This is a genomic window from Asticcacaulis sp. P2_B1 (assembly GCF_056404915.1).
In genome coordinates this window covers 323703-341431 of the sequence record NZ_JBFUDD010000001.1, presented here as the reverse complement: position 1 = coordinate 341431, position 17729 = coordinate 323703, and the positions used below count along the sequence as shown (strand labels likewise).

Here is a 17729-nt window from a genome sequence, read left to right as displayed (position 1 = left end):
GGAGCCTCTTTTTTTGTCAGTGCACCACGGCTGCGGTTTCCAATTGGACGTAGCCGGCTTCCATACCTTCCATCATCGGGATAGACAGGGCGAAGTCTCGCGCCTCTTTCGATGCATAGGTGATGACCAGAACCAGGGTCGTCTTGCCGGCCTGTTCCTCCAGCGTCAGGATCGTGTCGGCCGGCCCTTGCGTCCAGTTGTCGTCGAACATCTGGGTGTCGGCGATAAGTCTGGGTTCGTCGATGTCGCGATAGGTGCCGCTGAGCGCCATGGCCAGGCCCGTATCGTTGTGCCACTCGTAACGATAGGAGCCGCCGACCCGTAGGTCGATTTCGCACACCGGCATAGTCCAACCCTTGGGGCCGGTCAGCCACTTTTTCACCAACTCCGGCTTGGTGTGGGCGTCCCAGACCATTTGGCGCGGCGCGTTGAAATTGCGCGTCAGGCGGATATCGCGATCGGAGGGCAGGGAGGCCGACAGCCCGCCGACGCTTTTAACGATCTTGTACATGGCTCAGCCTTTCAGGGGTCTGTTGAGTTGCGTGGCGTATTTCGAGGTGTCGTCGCCGGATTCCGGACCGGTGACATAGACCTCCCACAAATCCTCGGCGGCATCGAGTTCTTGCGCCTTGATCCAGGCCATGAATTCACCCCAGCCATTGCCCAGACCTTCATAGCCGCCGAGATAGACGGTGCGTGCCGTACGGGCGGCGGGGATCTCGCCGGGCACGACGCGCCCCTGCGGCTTGACGTCCCGGTCGACGGGTAAACAGATTTCAAAATTGAAGCTTTGGCCTGGCATCTTCAGGTGATGCGTGAACCATGGCCCCGTGGGCTCAATACCTTGCGCCGCCAACACTTCGCGAACTTCCTGGACGCCCGGGCCCATGACCTTCATGATCTTGCTGCTGGGGACGACGAGGTGGATCATGGCGGTCTTTTGCGCCGGAGCGTCGACGATTTCGGGTGAGTCGATCATGTTATTGTCTTTCAGTTGACGGTGGCCAAGAGGTCGGCAAGTTTGTCGTAACTTTCGGCGGCGCCGTGTTCCATGCCGCTTTGGACGACCAGGTCGCGGACCTCCTTCGACGGATAGCGGACCGTGGCGGTCATGATCGTCTTGCCGTTATCCTCGGTCAGCACGCTGGTGACGACGGATTCGCCGGGATAGTCGTCGAAACGTTCGATATGGACGCTGCGTTCGGGCGGGTTCAGCTCCTGCCACGTACCCGACATCCCCATGACCTCGCCGTTCGGGCCGGCCATGATGAAACGCCAGTTGCCACCCACGCGTAGATCGACCTCGCAACTCGTCAAATGCCATCCCTTTGGTCCGAACCATTGCTTGAGCAATTCCGGCTTGGTGAAGGCGTCGTAGACCAGGGCGCGCGGCGCGTCGAAAACACGAACCATCTGGATGTCGGTATCGGTCGGTGTCGTGACCTTTAAAGTGCCGGTATTCCTCATTGTGTCTCTCCTTGAGCGGCTTTCATGGTTTCAAGCAGGGCGTCGAGGCGCTGATATTGGCTCTCCATGGCCTCGATATAGTTTTCCAACCACCGGGTGGCTGCCTTGAGCGGCGCGGGCTCAGCGCGTACGGGCCTGCGCTTGCCATCGCGCCCGCGCGACACCAGTCCGGCCTGTTCCAGTACCTTCAGATGTTTCGAAATCGCCGGCTGGCTCATGGCGAACGGCTCGGCCAGGTCCATCACCGACACCTCGCCGCCCGACAGGCGAGCCAGGATGGCGCGGCGGGTCGGGTCGGCCAGGGCAACAAATGTGGCGTCAAGACTGTCGAAGGCCAAGGCGATAACTCCGAGTTCATATAACCTGAAAGTTATCTAATCTGCGAGCATGTTTGCGTCAAGACCGTATTTTATTTTGATGCGGTGAGGCGGATCATGCCGTTGCATAAGGAGGTTTAACCATGTCGACAGCGAAACAGGCCAATCAGAATCATCGTGCGGCGCCGACCGATGCGGCCCATCGGCAACAAAAAGACGATCCGTCCGAGGGCGCAAATGTAAGCGATGATCGAATCGAGAACCCGACGCCGCACGGCAAGGGCGTCGATGAAACGGGCAAGGATTCCAGGGCACCGCACGGTCAGGCTTAGTTGGGCCTTGAAATCCTGTGGGTAAATTGCCAAGTTGGAGTCCGGCAGGGACGCATCCACATAAGGTTAAGACATTTAGCCCTATAGCTGCGATCAGCCTGGCTAATTTGATTCCATAAAGGACCCGTGATGCGCGACCCCGTTGAACATCTGAACATGAACCTCATCCCGATGGTGGTGGAGCAATCCAGCCGCGGCGAGCGTTCCTACGATATATTTTCGCGCATGCTGAAAGAACGCATCATCTTCCTGACCGGTCCCTTTGAGGACGGCATGTCGACCGTGATCTGCGCCCAGCTTCTTTTCCTCGAATCGGAAAACCCGAAGAAGGAAATCTCTATGTACATCAACAGCCCCGGCGGTCAGGTGACCTCGGCGCTGGCGATTTACGACACCATGCAATATATCCGTTCGCCGGTTTCGACCGTGTGCATGGGCATGGCGGCGTCGGCCGGATCGCTGATCCTGCAAGCCGGCGAAAAGGGCCAGCGTATCTCGCTGCCCAATTCCAAGATCATGGTGCACCAACCTTCGGGTGGCGCCCGCGGCATGGCGTCGGACATCGAAATTCAGGCCGAAGACATGCGCAAGACCAAGAAGCTGCTTAACGAAATCTACGTCAAGCATACCGGTCAAACCTACGAAACCATCGAAAAGACGCTTGATCGCGACCGTTACTTGACGGCCGAAGAAGCCAAGGATTTCGGTCTCATCGACCACGTCTACGAAAAGCGCGCCGACACCGATTCGCCGGTTAAGGCTGTTTAAGACTGCAAGGCCATCTAGGCCTCTCTTTAAACACCCGATAAAAGCCATTTTGGGCGGCCGCGATCATCTCGCGGTCGCCCTTTGTGTCTCCATAGGCCGAATCCAGCACCATGTCCTCGCCGAACGCCTCCCGCAATCGGCACATCTTCTCCTCGCCGCGGCAATTGACGCCATCGAGATCGGGCAGCAATCGTCCGTCGGCGGAAAATCCGAGCTTCGTACCGATGACCCGATCGGCGCCGATCATCTGGCCGAACGGCCGCACCAGGATATCGGGCGAGGCGGTGACGATTACGCGCAGCCGGTCGGGCTGATTGTGCTCAGTCCATGCTTTCAACGCGTCCGGGCGGAATAGCCGGCGGCCGGTCTTAGTCACAAACGCCTGGATTCGCGTTTCAAGCTCTTCCTGAGCCAAGGGGCCCAATAGATTGTAAATTAAGCGCGATTTCAGGGCGCCGCGATCTTTCGTGCGAACATAGTCGAGCAGGATGCCGGGCTTTGTCGCCAGGCCCCCGGCGATCCGGGCATCGCCGCACTGCATGCGCAGAAACGCCGTGAAGCTATCCTTATAGGTCAAGGTGCCATCGAAATCGAAGGCGACGATCTTGCGGGCCTCGACTGGAATGGAAACCTTCGGCAGTTTGGGTTTTAGCGGCATGGCGGCTTCAAATCTTCGTAAATTGGAATGTTCGGCTTTCATTCCGTGTCTTTTATCCCATATAAGAACGGAAGGACGACATCGGCATGGCAGCGAGGTTGAGGCATGGCCTAAACTGTGCATAAATGCCGGTTCGTGTCTCCATTGGAGTGGGTGCCTGTGCCAAAATTAGCCTTTGTTAAGGCTTAGGCCCTTAAGGTATCGGTATAAAGCGATTTTCGAGTCCCCGGACGGGACCGTTCATTCGCGACGTGAGGTGAAGAAGCATATGACCAAAGCCGCGACGGGCGACAGCAAAAGCACACTCTATTGTTCTTTCTGCGGAAAGAGCCAGCATGAGGTGCGCAAACTTATCGCCGGGCCGACCGTGTTTATCTGCGATGAATGCGTCGAACTGTGCATGGATATTATCCGCGAAGAGCACAAGATCGCCTTCGTCAAGTCCAAGGACGGCGTCCCGACGCCGAAGGAAATCCGCGAAGTGCTCGATGACTATGTCATCGGCCAGAACCAGGCCAAGAAGGTCCTGTCGGTCGCGGTGCATAACCACTACAAGCGCCTGAACCACGCCCAAAAGGGCAATGACGTCGAGCTGGCCAAGTCGAACATCCTGCTGATCGGGCCCACCGGCTCCGGCAAGACGCTTTTGGCCCAGACCCTGGCGCGCATCATCGATGTGCCGTTCACCATGGCCGACGCCACGACCCTGACCGAAGCCGGTTATGTCGGCGAAGACGTCGAAAACATCATCCTGAAGCTGCTCCAGGCCGCCGACTATAATGTCGAACGCGCCCAGCGCGGTATTGTCTATATCGACGAAGTCGACAAGATTTCGCGCAAGTCGGACAATCCTTCGATCACCCGTGACGTGTCGGGCGAAGGCGTTCAGCAGGCCTTGCTCAAGATCATGGAAGGCACGGTCGCCTCCGTGCCGCCGCAGGGCGGCCGCAAGCATCCGCAGCAGGAATTCCTGCAGGTCGACACCACGAATATCCTGTTCATCTGCGGCGGCGCTTTCGCCGGCCTGGAAAAGATCATTTCCGGCCGCGGCAAGGGCACTTCGATCGGCTTTGGCGCTACCGTCAAGGATCCGGAAGATCGCCGCACCGGTGAAATCCTGCGCAATGTCGAACCCGACGATCTGATGAAGTTCGGCCTGATCCCGGAATTCATCGGCCGTCTGCCGGTTCTGGCGACCCTGGAAGACCTCGACGAGGTCACCCTGGTCAAGATTCTCACCGAGCCGAAGAACGCCCTGATCAAGCAGTATCAGCGCCTGTTCGAAATGGAAAACGTCAGCCTCAACTTCACCGACGAGGCCCTGATGGGCGTCGCCAAGAAGGCTATCCTGCGCAAGACTGGCGCGCGCGGCCTGCGTTCCATCCTGGAAGGCATCCTGCTCGACACCATGTACGAACTGCCGACCATGCAGGGCGTCGAGGAAGTCGTCATCAATGGCGAAGTCATCGAAGAACGCGCTCAGCCCTTACTTATCTACGCCGAAAAACGCTCCGGCGGCGCTGCCTGATCCGCGCTACCGAGTGCAATAGTCTAAAACGCGGTTCCGGAAACGGGACCGCGTTTTTCGTTAAGTGGCCCATTCATCCGACATTCAACCGTGGTTGTATATTCATTTACCGGACAAGGTTGGTATATTTATAAGGGTTTAGAGGTGCAGCATTGCCGTCGCCTTGAAAGTCCGGCGACTCTACCCACATTGCTCTTAAGGCGATAAGGCTGGACACGACGGAGTTATCCTCCGCAAAGTCCCTGACGAGGCGCTATTACGTTAAGACTCTGTTGAGCCTGCGGGCATACGCTTTTAAAGTGGTAATGTAAGCGGCGGCTGAGTCTGTATAGGAGTTTCCATGTTAGATGTTTTGACCATTCCTGTGCTGCCGTTGCGCGATATCGTGGTGTTCCCCCATATGGTCGTGCCTCTGTTCGTCGGGCGGGAAAAATCCGTTCAGGCGCTTGACGAAGTCATGCGCGGCGATAAGCAGATCCTGCTCGCCACCCAGAAGAATTCTTCCGATGACGACCCCGATGCCGACGCCATTTATGAAATCGGCGTGCTGGCCAATGTCCTGCAATTGCTGAAATTGCCCGACGGCACCGTCAAGGTGCTGGTCGAAGGCAAGACGCGCGCTCGCATCAAGCGTTTCGTTTCGACCGCGACCTATTATGAGGCCGAAGCCTATGTCTTGGAAGCCAACCTGTCGGAAGGCCCGGATACCGAAGCTCTGGTGCGCGCCGTCTCGGAACAGTTTGAAAACTACATCAAGCTGAACAAGAAGATTCCGCCGGAAGCCCTGAACGCCATTGCGGAAATCTCCGACCCGGCGACCCTGGCCGATTCGATCTCGGCCCACCTGGTCGTCAAGATCGGCGATAAGCAGGCCCTGCTGGAACAACTGTCCGTCACCAAGCGTTTGGAAAAGATCTACGCCCTGATGGAAGGCGAAATCAGCGTCCTCCAGGTCGAGAAGAAGATCCGTTCACGCGTCAAGCGCCAGATGGAAAAGACCCAGCGCGAATATTATCTGAATGAGCAAATGAAGGCCATTCAGCGCGAACTCGGCGAGCAAGACGAGGGCAAGGACGAACTGGCCGAGCTCGAAAAGAAGATCAAGGCCACCAAGCTCAGCAAGGAAGCCCGCACAAAGGCCTTAGCCGAGCTCAATAAGCTGCGCCATATGTCGCCGATGTCGGCCGAAAGCACCGTCGTGCGCAACTATCTCGACTGGCTGCTGTCGATTCCCTGGGGCGCCGCCAAGATCAAGCCGATCGACCTGCAAAAGGCCGAAGACATCCTGGAAGCGGATCACTATGGCCTCGAGAAGGTCAAGGAACGCATCCTTGAGCACCTGGCGGTTCAGGCGCGTATGGGCACGTTGAAAGGCCCGATTCTCTGCCTGGTCGGCCCTCCGGGTGTCGGCAAGACATCCTTGGGTAAGTCAATCGCCAAGGCGACCGGCCGCGAATTCATCCGTATCTCCCTTGGCGGCGTGCGCGACGAATCCGAAATCCGCGGTCACCGTCGTACCTATATCGGTTCGATGCCCGGCAAGATCATCCAGAACATGAAGAAGGTGAAGTCGACCAACGCTTTCTTCCTGCTCGACGAAATCGACAAAATGGGCGCTGACTGGCGTGGCGATCCGGCTTCGGCCCTGCTCGAAGTCCTCGATCCGGCGCAAAATTCGACCTTTGCCGACCACTATCTGGAAGTCGACTACGATCTGTCGAAGATCATGTTCGTGACCACGGCCAACAGCCTGAACATGTCGCAGCCGTTGCTCGACCGGATGGAGATCATCCGCATCCCCGGCTATACCGAGGATGAAAAGGTCGAAATCGCCCAGCGCCATGTCCTGCCGAACCTGATGAAGGAACATGGCCTGACGACGGCCGAGTTCGTCGTGCCGGAAGCCGCTATCCGCGATCTCATTCGTTATTATACGCGTGAGGCCGGCGTGCGGTCGCTGGAGCGCGAACTGGGCAACCTGGCCCGAAAGACGATCCGGGATTTGGTCCGTGAAAAGGCGGAAACGATCACCATCGACGACGAGCGTCTGGCCAAATATGCCGGCGTCAAGAAGTACCACTACGGCGCCACCGACGAAGTTGACCAGGTCGGCATCGTCACGGGGCTAGCATGGACCGAATTCGGCGGTGATATTCTTACCATTGAAGCCATCCGCATGCCGGGCAAGGGCCTGATGAAGGTCACCGGCAACCTGAAGGACGTCATGAAGGAATCCGTTTCGGCGGCTAATTCCTACGTCAAGGCCCTGGGACCGAAGTTCGGCATCTTGCCGCCTTTGTTCGACAAGACCGACGTCCACGTCCACGTGCCGGAAGGCGCCACGCCCAAGGACGGTCCGTCCGCCGGCGTCGCCATGGCGGTTGCTATGGTTTCGGTGCTGACCGGTATTCCGGTGCGCAAGGATCTGGCCATGACGGGTGAAATCACCCTGCGCGGTCGTGTCCTGCCGATCGGCGGGCTCAAAGAAAAGCTGCTGGCGGCCCTGCGTTCCGGCATCAAGACCGTGCTGATCCCGAAGGAAAACGAGAAGGACCTAATCGAACTGCCCGCCAACGTCAAGTCGGGCCTGGAGATCATTCCGGTGTCCCTGGTCGAGGAGGCCCTGCGCCACGCCTTGACCAAGCCGCTGGTGCCGGTCGAGTGGATCGAGCCGGTGATCGCCGCCACGGCGGTGACGCCCGGTGCCGACGAGATCGACAGCGCCACCGCGCATTAATACCGTGTCCGGACCGCTCGGGGCGGCTCGGAGACAACGAATCAGTCCCTTGGTGGACAAGGCTTTGGGGCCGGAATCGGACCTTCCCAGGTGTACGGGACGGTTCAATTCCGGCCCCTTTGTCGTCTTAACGGATGCAAAATGTGTGGAAAACGCTCAAACCCTTTAAAAAACACGGTTTGCAGCGCAATATATGACGTTTTATGTTTTGACCTCCGTTAATTTTTGTAGTCTCTATCGGCTTCACCTGTTGACGACTCAAGGTTTAGAGCCGGTTGTCCAGCAAGGTACTTTGCAACTGCCCCCAGACGGGTAAGGGAGAGAGACTAATGACGAAAGCTGAACTCGTGGCCGCCATCGCCGATAGCGCCGGTCTGACCAAGGATCAAGCCAAGAAGGCGCTCGACGCTTTCACCGATAGCGTTGTAGGCGCCCTGAAAAAGGGTGACGATGTGCGCCTCGTGGGCTTCGGCACCTTCCTCGCCGTCAAGCGCGAAGCCGGCACTGCCCGCAATCCGCGTACCGGCGAATCGGTCGCCCGCCCCGCCAGCGTCACTGCGCGCTTCCGCGTCGGTGAAGGCCTCAAGGGCGCGCTGAACGGCTAAGCCCATTCAAGATCCGTCAAAAGCGGACCTTGATGACGAGATCAGAGGCGTTTCCACCCCGGCATTTGCGCTGGAAGTGGAAACGCCTCTTGACTTATGGGGGCAGGCTTGGCACATCGTGCCCTCCCTTGAGAGGGCGATTAGCTCAGCTGGCAGAGCGGCTCGTTTACACCGAGTAGGTCGGCGGTTCGATCCCGTCATCGCCCACCACCACCCTTCGCCAAGGCTTCGGGTGGCAAGCTGCGCACAGTCCCAAAAAAAATAGAACCCTGCAGACATGCCGAGCTCGGAACGGCCACCCCGGAGACTTCCTTCGGCGAAGGCGTGCCGCCCGAAACAGCAGGCGTTGCGGGGGCTGATGGCCTTGGACTCTTTCATACAAGAACTTCCGAGATCACCCCAGCCACACGGAGAACGCCTTGTACTACGTGTACCTCCTCCGCGCCCGACCAAACCTATATCGGCTTCACTGAAGACCTCACAACGCGCCTCAAGACCGATAACGCCGGCGGATCCCCACATACAGCCAACTTCATACCCTGGACGTTCATCACCTATACCGTCTTCGACAACAAAGCGCCCGCCCAGGACTTCGAAACCTACCTCAAATGCGGTTCCGGCCAAGCCGTTGCCAAGCGCCATTTCTGGCCGGCTTAAAACCAAATCTCCGCCCGAACCGGAAAGTGATCCGACCCGACGTCCGACAACACACGAAAACTTCCTGCCCGCGCGCCCTTGGTCAAAATCTGATCGATTTGGATGCGCAGCCACGATCGCGGTGCCGGCCAGCTATAGGCCAGGCCTGACCCCCGTGGCCATTGCATCCTCTGCTCAATCAACGGGGCCAGATCATGTGACCACAGGGTCGCGTTCAAATCCCCAGCCACCATGACTGGTTTCGTTTCCATGGCGACCCGTGCGGCCAGGTCTTCTATATAGATGCGATTGTCTTCGGCCAGGTCGCTATTGGCCGGCGGCATGGGATGGGCGACATAGACGATATAGTCGCCGAAATCGGCCCGGGCCATGGCCATGCGATGGCGGCCAATACGATAAACCTCCGCCGTGAATGGCCGTTTGGCGTAGAGGGCGACACCGAAATTACCGAGGTGATCCGGCGTAAAGCGGTAGGGATAGAGGCTGTTCAAAGCACTCAGATGATCCAGCCATTCTGGCGTGGTCTCGGCCGCTGCAAAGATATCGGGCGATTCGCTTCGCGCCAGCGTGACGACGCGCTCGTAATCGCGGTTGTCGCATAGCACATTGCTGAAAACGAGACTCACTGGCGCCCCTATTGCCTGCCCTTTGAGGACGGGCCGCTCGATTAAGCGCACAGTCATGGGCAGGGCGGTCAGGACGGCAACGACAGCTGCCAGCAGCATCAGCCATGGCCGCTCCAAAGCTCGCACCAGCAACAGGGCGAGAAGGGCAGGCGCCACCATGTAGAGGCGAAAGGGGGTGATCATGTCGCCCGGCCAGTGGCTGACAAAGCTTCCCAACGCCAGGGCCAAGTCCGCGATCAAGCCCACAGTTATCAGGATGCGCAAGGTCGTCATTATTCCCCCCAACAGAGACCAAGACAAAGGCCGCCATGGAAACCATAGCGGCCTTACACGTCGATTTAAAGGCCGTGGAGGCCGTTAGAACTGGAAGCGGGCGCGCAGGGCCATCGAAACGTTCGTATAGGCGTCCTGCTTCTCGTAGTCGCCTTCCAGCGAGAAGTAGCTGTACTGATTGTCGGCCGAGATACGGAAGCCGGCGATCGGGCCGCCACCCTTCAGATCGCCGCCGTTCAGGCTAAACGGATTGGGGGAGTTAACAAAGTTCGCCACGGTATCGGCGATGGTCGCCGACAGGTTTTGCTTATAACCGAACCACAGCTCCGGTTTGATGAACATCTTGTTGTAGTTGATGTTGATCATGGCCGTCGAACTGAGTAGGTGACCGTCGCGCTTGGCGACATCCAGGTCGAAATAATCACCGCCACCTTTTTCGCTGTGCTTGTTTTCGCTCAGCGCATAATAGTCGGCCAGGACCTGCGGCGTGATGCCGATGGCGCCCATCTTGTAGTCGACCGAGGCACCGAAGCCGCCGCTGTACGAATAACCGTTCCATTTCGCCGTTGCGACGTGGGTGACATTGACGGTCAGCAGGTTACGCGTCGTTTCGAAAGTGGTGAAACCGCCGCCGGCATGGGCCCATGCCTTCAAAGGCCCGCTCTTCAAACGCCAGTAACCGCCTAAGGTTATGTCGCTATTGACCATGTCCTCCTTGGAGATGGCAAAGGTGTCGAGCGGTGTCGCCGAGGTGTAAGACAGATAGAGACCGACCATCTGGTTGCCGTACATTTCGCGTTCACGGCCGGCGGCGAAGCTGAAGCCGGTCGAATCGAAGCCGGCCGTTTCGCCGTACTTGCGCTGAGTCTTGTAGCCGTATTCCTGCAGCCACCATTGCCCGGCGTCATTGTCGGGAACAAGTGTTAGCGAACCCAATGACTTGTTCAACGACGCTGAACCCAGGGACAGGTTGATCAGGTTTTCACCGGAATAATCGGGCAAATACTGGTTGTAGATTTGATCGAAGGTGGCCTTGTCGAGCGTGCTCAACAAGGATTTGGTAGCGCCGGGATCATGCGCCACGACCGACAGGACCGGGGCGAGGGCGGAATACTGGTTGTCCGAGAAAGCGCCTTCTTCCTTGTTCTTCAAACGGAAGTCGGCATAAAGGGTCGTCCCGGCGTCGTTGACCAGGTCTGCGTGATAAAGGTAGGGAACGCGGCCTTCCAGGGAAGCCGAGTTCATGCCGCCCATATCGATCGACGAGGCCGTCAGGATTTTGAAGCGTGTGGGTGCCACGATCAAATTGTTGGTGGTCAATTCCAACTTGGCGCCGCTGGCAAAGGTCGCAGCACCCGTACCGGTAAAGATAGCGTTCAGAGGATGGTCTGTGTTCAGCGTCAGGACGAGGTCGCTGGTCGCGTCGACATTAAATGTAGTGACATTAAGGGCGGAGTCGACCAAGAGCGCAGCGTTGCCGCCTTCCAGCTTGAAGGCGACCGTTCCCCCGGTACCATTGGTCATCTTGCCGACGAATTGCGCGCTACCTTTAAGCGTGAAACTGTTGGCGCCGGCGCCAAAATCGATATTGCCGGACAGGATGCCGCCATTCGAAAGAACGGTATCATTACCCGAGCCGAGCAGGATGTCGCCCAGAATATAGGGGGCAGCGATTGCCTTGTCGGCGTCACTATCGGTCGGATTGAGGTCTACCTGAGTCAGAGTGAGATCGGCCGTGTTGGAACGTGTGTCGATCGCAATCGCGCGATTCGCGACCGTGTCGATGACGCCATCCGCGTCATGGTCCGACGAAGTGATCGTGGCGCTAATGACGTTATTGTTGGTAATTGTCGTCAGTTTGTTCGACTGGTCGAGGATGGCCGTCGCGTTGCTGGTGTAACCCGTAGCCGCCGCAAAGATACCGCCGCCCTTGCCGACGTGAACCGTGGCAAGGTCTGCGCCGTTGGCAATAACCAGGCCCCGCGCCGTAGCGGCTATCGTCGGGTAGGTTGTCGGTGTGGTCGTGGTGTCCGTCGTCGTAGCCGAGACGGCAGTGCCATTGATGCTGCCGGTAACGTCTAGCAACGGCGTCGTTGTGCCGCTACCAACCAAAAAGGCTGTTGCCACACCACCGTAAGCGGTCGAAGTCGTCGCGCCGACAATGCCGATACCATTGGCGATCGTCACATTATGGCCCATGCCGCCGATTTGCACGCCGGTGCCGTTACGGCCGGAATAGATGGCGTTGTTATTCACCTGACCGCGGATCAACAGACCATAATTGATCGTCGGGGGCGTCAGGGCCGTCGAACCGTAGGTCAGGCCGCCGATAGCAATGTCGCCGGTCGCGGATCCGATACGCAGGGCAGGGGCCTCGCCATAGCTCGTGATGGAAGCGGTGCTCTGAGTCGCGTCCAAGACCCCATCGCCATCCTGATCCTTGTTGTCGGGCTTGGTCGTGTCCGTGGTCGGGGTCGCATTGATCAGGATGCCATGAGCGACATTACCCGAGATGCTGACGGTCGGACCGGATTGATACAGGTCTTGTGGCGTATTCAGCAGGGCCTTCAATTGGTCGGCGGTGAGGGCGTTGATCGTGGCGTAGCCGGTCGACGCAAAGGTGCCGTCGATTTCGACCATGCCGCCGAAATCTCCAGCCAGGTTGACAGCCGAGCTGTTCTGGCCATGTGTGCTGATGGATCCGCTGAGGTAGGTCGACCCGGTGACACCGTTTTCCAGCGAAATGCCGGTATCGTTGTCGCCTTCCATGGTCAAGGCGCCATCGAAGCTGAAATTGCCCTGGATATTGTTTTCGAAGCGGATGCCATAGGAATTGTCGCCTTCGACCTTGATGGTGCTGGCTGAGGTCACGCCGACATTGCCAATGAAGGGAGTGATTCCCGTCGAATGAATACCGTAACGGACCTTGCCATCGGAGAATGGAGGGTCAAGCACGCCATCACCGACATTCTTGGTGTCGGTCGCCGTATAGTTATCGGTCACTGTAATGTTGGCGGCAATGGTTAGGCCCGACGTATGGCCGCCATTGATGAGGATGCCGGTTGAGCCGTCAGCCGACGACGACATGTCGATGGGACCATTCAATGTCACAGTATTGTCGGAATCGACCGTGATTGCCGTACCGGTGGTCAGCTTGATCGAGCCCGCGGCGGCGACCGTCAGGTCACCGGTCACCGAGGTCAGGACCGGCGTTGTCGTCGCGGTCGAGATGGTAGTGGCGGCGAACGCGTGCCCGGAAATGCCGATCATCGCGGCGCCGGCCAGCAAAAGGCCAAGCGTCGCATTGAGCGCGGTAGCGGACAGGAGTTTGGTCTTTCGCATAAGGTAGGCTTCCCTGGGATGCTTTTCGTCACTGAGGATGGAGGTCGGAGCGGTTGCGCCGTTTAAAATTTTGCCGTTTTTCATTCGATCTTGCGTCACGTCTTAACCTTAAATTGGCGCGCAGAAAAGGGGATGCGCGCACTTTGCGTCAGGCACGTAACATCTCTCGCCGCATTCGGGGCGCAAAGTCAAAAAAAAAGAGGGCTTAATTATGTCCGGTGACCGTCACAAGCGCCATGAATCATAAGCGGGCAGGCGGATTGGCGGCGCCTGTGACGTAAAGCGCGCGGGCCGCCTCTGGGGCGAATATTTCAACGATGTCGGAGATAAGAAAAACAGAGGAAAATGCGGGGCCACCGATGCCTGTATCCAGGCAGGGGTGGCGCGAGTGACGGGGCTCGAACCCGCGACCTCCGGCGTGACAGGCCGGCACTCTAACCAACTGAGCTACACCCGCATTCCCTTGTCTTGCGCGCCTTGGCTGGTCGGCCCCGGCGGCGAGAGGTGCGCTTGATATGTCGGGGGATAGGGCGGTGTCAAGCGCTATGACGACAAATAACAACAAAATGTGTGGAGCACCTCCCTGACGTGAGAGTGATTTGCAAAAGCAGACTTGTCGCCGTAAAAAATGACCGAAAGCGGTGAAAAATCGTTTTTTTTGCAGCGCAATGGTTTGAAGCGCGGCACAGACTGGTCTAATAGGCTGAGCATGAGTCCGTCCGCGTGTAGTTAATACGTGGGCTGTGCCGAGTTGAGGTGATCTTTGATGAACGCATTCCTGCTGCAATACCTCCCCATCATCATTTTCTTTGCGATCGCTACGGTCCTGGGGCTGGGCTTTATGATCGGCGCCCTGGTCGTCGCGCCGAAAGCGCCGGATACCGAAAAGTTGTCGGCCTATGAATGCGGCTTTAATGCCTTCGATTCGGCACGGCAGAAATTCGACGTCCGCTTCTATCTGGTGTCGATCCTGTTCATCGTTTTCGATCTGGAAGCGTCCTTTCTGTTTCCGTGGGCTGTATCCTTGTTCGATATGCCGGCCAGCAATATGCACTATGCTTTCTGGTCGATGATGACCTTCCTGGCCGAACTGTTCCTCGGCTATATATATGTGTGGAAAAAAGGAGCCCTGGAATGGGAGTAATCTTACCCGCGGGCTCGGGAGCGCGTTCCAGCGTCGAGGGCTATGATCCCGCCGTCCACGACAAGTTTTTCGAAGCCGTGTCGACCGAGCTGAACGAAAAAGGCTTTCTTGTCGCCTCTGCCGACGACGTCATCACCTGGGCCCGTACCGGCTCTCTGATGTGGATGACCTTCGGCCTAGCCTGTTGCGCGGTCGAGATGATGCAGGCCTCGATGCCGCGTTACGACATGGAACGCTTCGGCATGGCGCCGCGCGCCTCACCGCGTCAATCGGATCTGATGATCGTCGCCGGCACCCTGACCAACAAGATGGCGCCGGCCCTGCGCAAGGTTTACGACCAAATGCCGGATCCGCGCTATGTCCTGTCGATGGGCAGTTGTGCCAATGGCGGCGGCTATTATCACTACAGCTATTCCGTCGTCCGCGGCTGCGATCGCATTGTGCCGGTCGACGTCTATGTTCCGGGCTGTCCGCCCTCCGCCGAAGCCCTGTTGTACGGCCTTTTGCAATTGCAGAAGAAGATTCGCCGTACCGGCAGCATTCGTCGTTAAGGGGAGGGCACATGTCATTGGAAAAATTGCAGGCCTTTGCCGAAAAAGCCCAGGCGGATTTCAAGGAAGCCATCGTCGAGAGCGTGTTCGCTTTTGGTGAACTGACCCTGACGGTTGAGCGCGAGCGCATCGTCGAGGTCATGACCAAGCTCAAGGCCGAGCCCTACCGCTTTCATCAGTTGATCGATGTTTGCGGCGCCGATTATCCGAAGCGGGTGCGCCGTTTCGACGTCGTTTATCACCTGTTGTCCCTGACCAAAAATATCCGCGTCCGGGTCAAGGTCCAGACCGACGAGGCCGTGCCGGTGCCGTCGATTCGCAGCGTCTATCCCAATGCCGATTGGTATGAGCGCGAAACCTTCGACATGTACGGCGTTCTGTTCTCGGGCCATCCCGATCTGCGCCGTCTGCTGACCGATTACGGTTTCGAAGGTCACCCGCTGCGCAAGGATTTCCCGATGACGGGCCATGTCGAGGTCCGTTACGACGAAGAGCAAAAACGCGTTATCTATGAGCCGGTGAAGCTGGTTCAGGAATATCGCAAGTTCGACTTCCTGTCGCCTTGGGAGGGAGCGCAGTATGTGCTTCCGGGTGACGAGAAGGCCAAGACTTAATAAAGCTTGGCACACTGGAGGGGTTGGCTATGAAAAAAGATATCAAGGCGTTGCGGTCGGCGATCGCGTTCTTTCTGATGACGTTTTCCACGGCCTACCTGTTCACCATCGGGGTACGCTTGACTGGCGGCTTTACCCGGGCGCCGGAGGTTCCGGCGCAGGGGCTGCAATCGGTCGGCCTGTCGATCATCATCGGCGTGGCGATCTTGATCGTCGGCGCCGGGATACGGCGGTTAACGGCGGCCGAGATGCAATCGGCGCTCCTGGGAGCGGCAGCGGTGCTGCTGGCGACTCCGGTGGCGACGGCAGTCCTGACCGCGACGTGGAATATGTCCACGGCCGTGGTTTCGGGCTTCGGATTTTTGACCTTGTTGTTCGGTCTGCTCATTGCGTTTATCCGCAAGAGCGAATCGAACGCAGACGAGTAGGACGGTTAGAGAATGGCGGATGATCCTTCAGCGGTTGTAGCCCCCAAGGGCGACGACGATCGCAAGTTTACGATCAATTTCGGCCCGCAGCACCCGGCGGCACACGGCGTGCTGCGCCTTGTGCTCGACCTCGATGGTGAAATGGTCGAACGAGTCGACCCGCATATCGGCCTGCTGCACCGCGGCACCGAAAAGCTGATGGAGTCGCGGACCTATCTGCAGAACGTGCCCTATTTCGATCGTCTCGATTACGTCGCGCCGATGAATCAGGAACACGCCTTCGTCCTGGCGATCGAAAAGCTGCTGGGTCTCGAAGTGCCTAAGCGCGCACAATATATCCGCGTCCTGTTCTCGGAAATCGGCCGCATCCTGTCGCACATCCTCAATGTCACCACCCAGGCCATGGACGTTGGCGCCTTGACCCCGCCGCTGTGGGGCTTCGAGGAACGCGAAAAGCTGATGGTGTTCTATGAGCGTGCCTGTGGCGCGCGTCTTCACGCCAATTATTTCCGCCCGGGCGGCGTTCACCAGGACCTGCCGCCGGAACTGATCGCCGACATGGTGGTGTGGTGCAAGGAATTCCTGCCGGCACTGAAAGACATCGAGAGCCTCGTCACCGAAAATCGCATTTTCAAGCAGCGCAATGTCGATATCGGGGTAGTGTCGAAAGACCAGGCCTTTGATTGGGGCTTTACCGGGGTCATGCTGCGCGGCTCGAACGTTAAATGGGATCTGCGCAAGTCGCAGCCCTACGAATGTTACGCCGAGCTGGAATTCGATATTCCGCTGGGCAAGAATGGCGACTGCTGGGACCGCTATCTCTGTCGCATCGAGGAGATGAAGCAGTCCGTCAAGATCATGGAGCAGTGCCTTGAAAAACTTAAGGTAACGCCTGGTCCGGTTCTTTCGCCGGATCACAAGGTAACGCCGCCGCGTCGCGCCGAAATGAAGAATTCGATGGAAGCTCTCATCCATCACTTCAAGCTTTACACCGAAGGCTTCAAGACACCCGAAGGCGAAGTCTATGCCTGCGTTGAAGCGCCCAAAGGCGAGTTCGGCGTTTATCTCGTCTCCGACGGCACCAACAAGCCTTACCGTTGCAAAATCCGCGCGCCGGGCTTCCCGCACCTGCAAGCCATGGACTGGATGAACCGCGGCCATTTGCTGGCGGACGTCTCGGCTATCCTGGGCTCGCTCGACATCGTGTTCGGGGAGATCGACCGATGATGGGTAATTCGCGCGCTGCCGGGCAAGAGGCGTGGCTACATGCCCATCCGTTGGCTATGTCTGCCTTTCCGCTAGTCTTCGCGATCGTTATCATCTCCATCGTCGTGCTTGTCCGTTGGTCGATGAGCAAGAGCGCCTGGCCTTACCACCCCGGTGGGGCCAAAGGCTTTTTACGCGATGAGGCCATGCGTTATGCCTCGATCTGGCTGCCGTTCGCTGTCGTCATGGTCGCGGTGCGTTATTACATCTATCGCTACCATCCGGAATATGTCGAATCCCCTTATCTGATCGCCCTCTATCTGTCGGTCTTCGTTTTCCGTCGCCTGTCCGGCCTGTTGCCGCATGTGAAGGAAATCGGCGCCCGGATCGATGGTGCGCGGGCCAAGGCGCGGGGGGCCAAGGATGGGGCGGCGGTATGATTTCTGTGAAGTTTTGTTTTTTCGACTGTCTTTATC

General features: G+C 58.0%; 19 protein-coding genes and 2 tRNA genes. 13 read left to right on the top strand and 8 right to left on the bottom strand.

The window, feature by feature from the left end; all coding sequences use genetic code 11:
* Positions 1–16: 16 nt before the first annotated feature.
* From AC1DX3_RS01615 to AC1DX3_RS01600, 4 genes are read right to left on the bottom strand one after another with little or no spacing between them, the layout of a single operon-like run.
* On the bottom strand, positions 17–511 hold the full coding sequence (locus AC1DX3_RS01615) for an SRPBCC family protein (RefSeq protein ID WP_476987477.1): 495 nt from the start codon (positions 509–511) through the stop codon (positions 17–19).
* 3 nt (positions 512–514) lie between these two features.
* Positions 515–979, bottom strand: coding sequence for a GyrI-like domain-containing protein (locus AC1DX3_RS01610; protein WP_476987476.1), 465 nt, complete (start codon positions 977–979; stop codon positions 515–517).
* A gap of 11 nt (positions 980–990) precedes the next feature.
* Entirely contained in the window at positions 991–1467 is a 477-nt protein-coding gene (locus AC1DX3_RS01605) for an SRPBCC family protein (protein ID WP_476987475.1), read from the bottom strand.
* Complete coding sequence (locus AC1DX3_RS01600; RefSeq protein WP_476987474.1) at positions 1464–1805, bottom strand: ArsR/SmtB family transcription factor; 342 nt, start codon at positions 1803–1805, stop codon at positions 1464–1466. The genes AC1DX3_RS01605 and AC1DX3_RS01600 overlap by 4 nt, the downstream gene beginning before the upstream one ends.
* A gap of 122 nt (positions 1806–1927) precedes the next feature.
* Between AC1DX3_RS01600 and AC1DX3_RS01595 the strand changes: the two genes are divergently transcribed.
* Together AC1DX3_RS01595 and AC1DX3_RS01590 are read left to right on the top strand one after the other, a co-directional pair.
* Positions 1928–2116, top strand: a complete 189-nt coding sequence (locus tag AC1DX3_RS01595; RefSeq protein WP_476987473.1) for a hypothetical protein — start codon at positions 1928–1930, stop codon at positions 2114–2116.
* 129 nt (positions 2117–2245) lie between these two features.
* Complete coding sequence (locus AC1DX3_RS01590) at positions 2246–2884, top strand: ATP-dependent Clp protease proteolytic subunit (protein WP_476987472.1); 639 nt, start codon at positions 2246–2248, stop codon at positions 2882–2884.
* Here the strand turns inward: AC1DX3_RS01590 and AC1DX3_RS01585 are convergent.
* A complete protein-coding gene (locus AC1DX3_RS01585) occupies positions 2871–3665 on the bottom strand; it encodes an HAD-IB family hydrolase (protein ID WP_476987471.1) in 795 nt (264 codons plus the stop codon). The two genes, AC1DX3_RS01590 and AC1DX3_RS01585, sit on opposite strands and share 14 nt — an antisense overlap.
* A 145-nt stretch (positions 3666–3810) precedes the next feature.
* Between AC1DX3_RS01585 and clpX the strand changes: the two genes are divergently transcribed.
* The 5 genes from clpX (at position 3811) to AC1DX3_RS01560 (ending at position 9069) form a co-directional block, all read left to right on the top strand.
* Positions 3811–5070 (top strand): ATP-dependent Clp protease ATP-binding subunit ClpX, encoded by a 1260-nt coding sequence (gene clpX, locus AC1DX3_RS01580; protein WP_476987470.1) that lies wholly within the window; start codon positions 3811–3813, stop codon positions 5068–5070.
* Positions 5071–5410: 340 nt separating this feature from the next.
* Positions 5411–7807 carry an endopeptidase La gene (gene lon, locus AC1DX3_RS01575; protein ID WP_476987469.1) on the top strand — a complete coding sequence of 799 codons (2397 nt, stop codon included), beginning with the start codon at positions 5411–5413 and terminating at the stop codon, positions 7805–7807.
* 329 nt (positions 7808–8136) lie between these two features.
* On the top strand, positions 8137–8412 hold the full coding sequence (locus tag AC1DX3_RS01570) for an HU family DNA-binding protein (RefSeq protein ID WP_476987468.1): 276 nt from the start codon (positions 8137–8139) through the stop codon (positions 8410–8412).
* 134 nt (positions 8413–8546) lie between these two features.
* Positions 8547–8622: transfer RNA gene (locus AC1DX3_RS01565), tRNA-Val, on the top strand.
* A gap of 114 nt (positions 8623–8736) precedes the next feature.
* Positions 8737–9069, top strand: coding sequence for a GIY-YIG nuclease family protein (locus AC1DX3_RS01560; protein ID WP_476987467.1), 333 nt, complete (start codon positions 8737–8739; stop codon positions 9067–9069).
* Here the strand turns inward: AC1DX3_RS01560 and AC1DX3_RS01555 are convergent.
* The 3 genes from AC1DX3_RS01555 to AC1DX3_RS01545 form a co-directional block, all read right to left on the bottom strand.
* Positions 9066–9968 carry an endonuclease/exonuclease/phosphatase family protein gene (locus AC1DX3_RS01555; RefSeq protein ID WP_476987466.1) on the bottom strand — a complete coding sequence of 301 codons (903 nt, stop codon included), beginning with the start codon at positions 9966–9968 and terminating at the stop codon, positions 9066–9068. The genes AC1DX3_RS01560 and AC1DX3_RS01555 overlap by 4 nt on opposite strands.
* 84 nt (positions 9969–10052) lie before the next feature.
* Complete coding sequence (locus AC1DX3_RS01550) at positions 10053–13310, bottom strand: autotransporter outer membrane beta-barrel domain-containing protein (RefSeq protein WP_476987465.1); 3258 nt, start codon at positions 13308–13310, stop codon at positions 10053–10055.
* 380 nt (positions 13311–13690) lie between these two features.
* Positions 13691–13767: transfer RNA gene (locus AC1DX3_RS01545), tRNA-Asp, on the bottom strand.
* Between the two features lie 309 nt (positions 13768–14076).
* Here AC1DX3_RS01545 and AC1DX3_RS01540 point away from each other — a divergent pair.
* The 6 genes from AC1DX3_RS01540 to AC1DX3_RS01515 are packed head-to-tail and all read left to right on the top strand — an operon-like array spanning position 14077 to position 17693.
* Entirely contained in the window at positions 14077–14454 is a 378-nt protein-coding gene (locus AC1DX3_RS01540) for an NADH-quinone oxidoreductase subunit A (RefSeq protein WP_476987464.1), read from the top strand.
* A complete protein-coding gene (locus AC1DX3_RS01535) occupies positions 14445–15005 on the top strand; it encodes a NuoB/complex I 20 kDa subunit family protein (protein ID WP_476987463.1) in 561 nt (186 codons plus the stop codon). Before AC1DX3_RS01540 ends, AC1DX3_RS01535 begins: the two co-directional genes overlap by 10 nt.
* Before the next feature lie 11 nt (positions 15006–15016).
* Positions 15017–15619, top strand: coding sequence for an NADH-quinone oxidoreductase subunit C (locus AC1DX3_RS01530; RefSeq protein ID WP_476987462.1), 603 nt, complete (start codon positions 15017–15019; stop codon positions 15617–15619).
* A 29-nt stretch (positions 15620–15648) separates the two neighbouring features.
* A complete protein-coding gene (locus tag AC1DX3_RS01525) occupies positions 15649–16047 on the top strand; it encodes a hypothetical protein (RefSeq protein ID WP_476987461.1) in 399 nt (132 codons plus the stop codon).
* 12 nt (positions 16048–16059) lie between these two features.
* On the top strand, positions 16060–17274 hold the full coding sequence (locus AC1DX3_RS01520; RefSeq protein WP_476987460.1) for an NADH-quinone oxidoreductase subunit D: 1215 nt from the start codon (positions 16060–16062) through the stop codon (positions 17272–17274).
* The gene (locus AC1DX3_RS01515; RefSeq protein ID WP_476987459.1) at positions 17271–17693 is read left to right on the top strand and encodes a hypothetical protein; all 423 of its coding nucleotides are present in this window, start codon (positions 17271–17273) and stop codon (positions 17691–17693) included. Before AC1DX3_RS01520 ends, AC1DX3_RS01515 begins: the two co-directional genes overlap by 4 nt.
* The last annotated feature ends 36 nt before the right edge of the window (positions 17694–17729 follow it).